Source organism: Pontibacter locisalis (assembly GCF_042684605.1).
Lineage (GTDB): Bacteria > Bacteroidota > Bacteroidia > Cytophagales > Hymenobacteraceae > Pontibacter > Pontibacter locisalis.
Map to the genome: position 1 here is coordinate 1 of NZ_JBHULU010000030.1, position 2,401 is coordinate 2,401.

Annotated in this window: 2 protein-coding genes and 1 pseudogene; all 3 read right to left on the reverse strand. The window is 51.4% G+C overall.

Going from position 1 to position 2,401, the window contains the following annotated elements; translation table 11 throughout:
• Window positions 1-747 (reverse strand): annotated as a pseudogene (locus ACFSRY_RS19120) (hypothetical protein); the annotation flags it as partial.
• A 167-nt stretch (window positions 748-914) separates the two neighbouring features.
• Entirely contained in the window at window positions 915-1,118 is a 204-nt protein-coding gene (locus ACFSRY_RS19125) for a hypothetical protein (protein ID WP_377511920.1), read from the reverse strand.
• Window positions 1,102-1,809: an IS110 family transposase gene (locus ACFSRY_RS19130; RefSeq protein WP_377511923.1), complete on the reverse strand. Its 708-nt coding sequence runs from the start codon at window positions 1,807-1,809 to the stop codon at window positions 1,102-1,104. Before ACFSRY_RS19130 ends, ACFSRY_RS19125 begins: the two co-directional genes overlap by 17 nt.
• Window positions 1,810-2,401: the final 592 nt, after the last annotated feature.

The window sequence follows — 2,401 nt, forward strand, 5'->3', positions numbered from 1 at the left end:
GTCGGCCACGCCGTCGCCGTCCGTGTCAACCGGGCAGCCCTCCTTGTCCACCTGCACGCCCGTAGGCGTGTCCGGGCACTTGTCCCTCCTGTCCGGAACGCCGTCCATGTCCGTGTCCTTAGACTTGCCTAAATTCAGACTTATACCAGCCTTGTGCTCCAGGAAGCGGTCGTTGTCGCCACCGCTCTTCCAATCAAATTTATCGTTGCCTGTAAGAAGGTAGTTAGACTCAATGAATATGTTAAACCCGTCAGACAGCCTGAATCTGATACCTGCACCACCCGCAAGAACGGAAGTAACGAAACGGTCATCAAACTCCTGGCCATCTGAGGCTCCTTCCGCACTAACATACATACCACCTCCGGCTAAATTCAAATAAGGTCCTATAAATGCATCTTCTCTAAGTATGGTGCCATAAGCTTTCAAACGTACTCCAAGCATGGCAGATGCCAGTTGATCAGTTAAATAGTTATTTGGCGGATCTAGATATACTTCAGGGCTATTATAAACAAGACTAAAACCCAAATCGAAGGACGGGCTGAGGAAGCGGTTATAGGATACTCCAATTCCTTTCTCAGCTTTATCCCAGAACTGATTACCGAGTTCTCCTTTATAAGAGATAGCCGTACCGAAGAGTTGAAGGTTGTTGGGCCGATCTGATGTCTGTGCAAATATGGCTGTACCTGGCATCACAAGGAAGAGCAGCACAAGTGCAACAGCAGAAATTTTTGTAGTTATTTTTCGCATAAAGGGTTCAAAATATTTATATATGGCAATACGCACATACTTGAATCAAGTTTGCGTTAGAAGATAACTTCTATATAACTTATCTTAAGCTGCTTCTTTTTTCAGTTCAGAGAGCTTCCGCTCCAGGTATACAATCTTGGCCTGCTTGAACTTCTGCTGATAAGCAGTCAATTCCACAGGTCTAAACTCTTGCTGACAAGATACCATCTTGTAATAGATGGTATCTTGTTAGCTGTTGCAACTATGGCATACCGGTTTCCGCCTCTAGCCTTCATGCGACGGAAGTAGTCGCCGAGCCAGTTGTCGCTCCGCTGCACGGCATTGGCGGCGTTGCGGAATGCCTGGCTGGCCGGGTTAGGCTTCTTTTTCATCACTGTGCTGCTGATGAGCTTCCCGCCAGTTGCCCTGCAAGGACTTGAGAATGGTAGCCCGGTCGGCCCTGATGTTGCTCTCAATGCAGGCCAGGAAGACTTCCGGTGTCCGCTCCCCCCGCAGTATGGCTTCAATGATGCGTGTGCCCGTCTTGCCTGTGATGTCGCGGATGAGGGTGTGCAGCTTGACGTTCATCACCTCCAGGGCCTTCTGCATCCTCAGAACGCACCTGCCCCTGTCCTGCATCAGGGTTCTGCGGTGACGCACCAGCGTGCGCAGGGCCTCCTGCTCATCCTCGGGCAGGTAGCTGCTCTTGAGCAGCCCGCAGCTGTGCAGCTTCTGGATCCATCTCGCGTCATCTTCATCATTTTTCCTGCCGCTCACGTTCTTGACCTGCTTGGCATTGACCAGGTACACCTCGAAGCCACGCTGGATAAGCAGGCTGAACAGGGGCTTCCAGTACACGCCCGTGCTCTCCATGGCTACCGTGTCCACCCCGCACTCCTGCAGCCAGGCGGCGATGGCCTCTAAATCGCAGGTCATCGCCCCGAAAGACTTGACCGGTGTCTCGTCCCTGCCCTCGGGCACAGCGACGGCATGAACAGTGTCTCCTACGTCAATGCCTGCCGCGTTCGGATTGAGCAGCGGCATGTTGACCATACTTTCTTTGACTGAGGCTCGCTTTTTCATACGCATCATTCTTTGGGTTAAGCACAAAAGCCCTGCCTGCTGCCCAGCCAGCTCACTCTTCTATGCGGGCTCCCGCGCCCAGTCTGAAACCAGAAGAGGCAGCAGAACCATACTAGCGGTTGAGTTCACGCACTCAATGTTAGGAAAGGCCTTACTGCAAAAGCTCTTGTCTTTAGAGAAACTGCTCCCACAGAAATTTGGCTATGCATGCACAAAGTTATTAAGCCCGAAACACTGGGTACCCAATATTGATACTAGCGGATAAAATTTTAGGCAAAAGAGGGTTTATATGTGGACAAGCCTCACCTTTTACCTTTAGCATAACCTACAACTATTCATATTTGACTTTTCATTTCACACTTGGCGCTATAACATGAACAGAAAAGGGCTCCGCAGATTTCTCTACGGAGCCCTTTTCTGTTATTACTTAGTCAGTTCCTATTCCAGGTCCAGCTGCATGTCTGGGGTATTGAGCTGGAAGCCCACCCTTCGGTTGATGCGTCTGGCCGTCTCGGTCCTGCGCTTGCTCAGGCGCTCGTTCACCTGCACCAGCGGCCGCGACTCGCCGTAGCCTCTGGTCACCAGGCGGTCC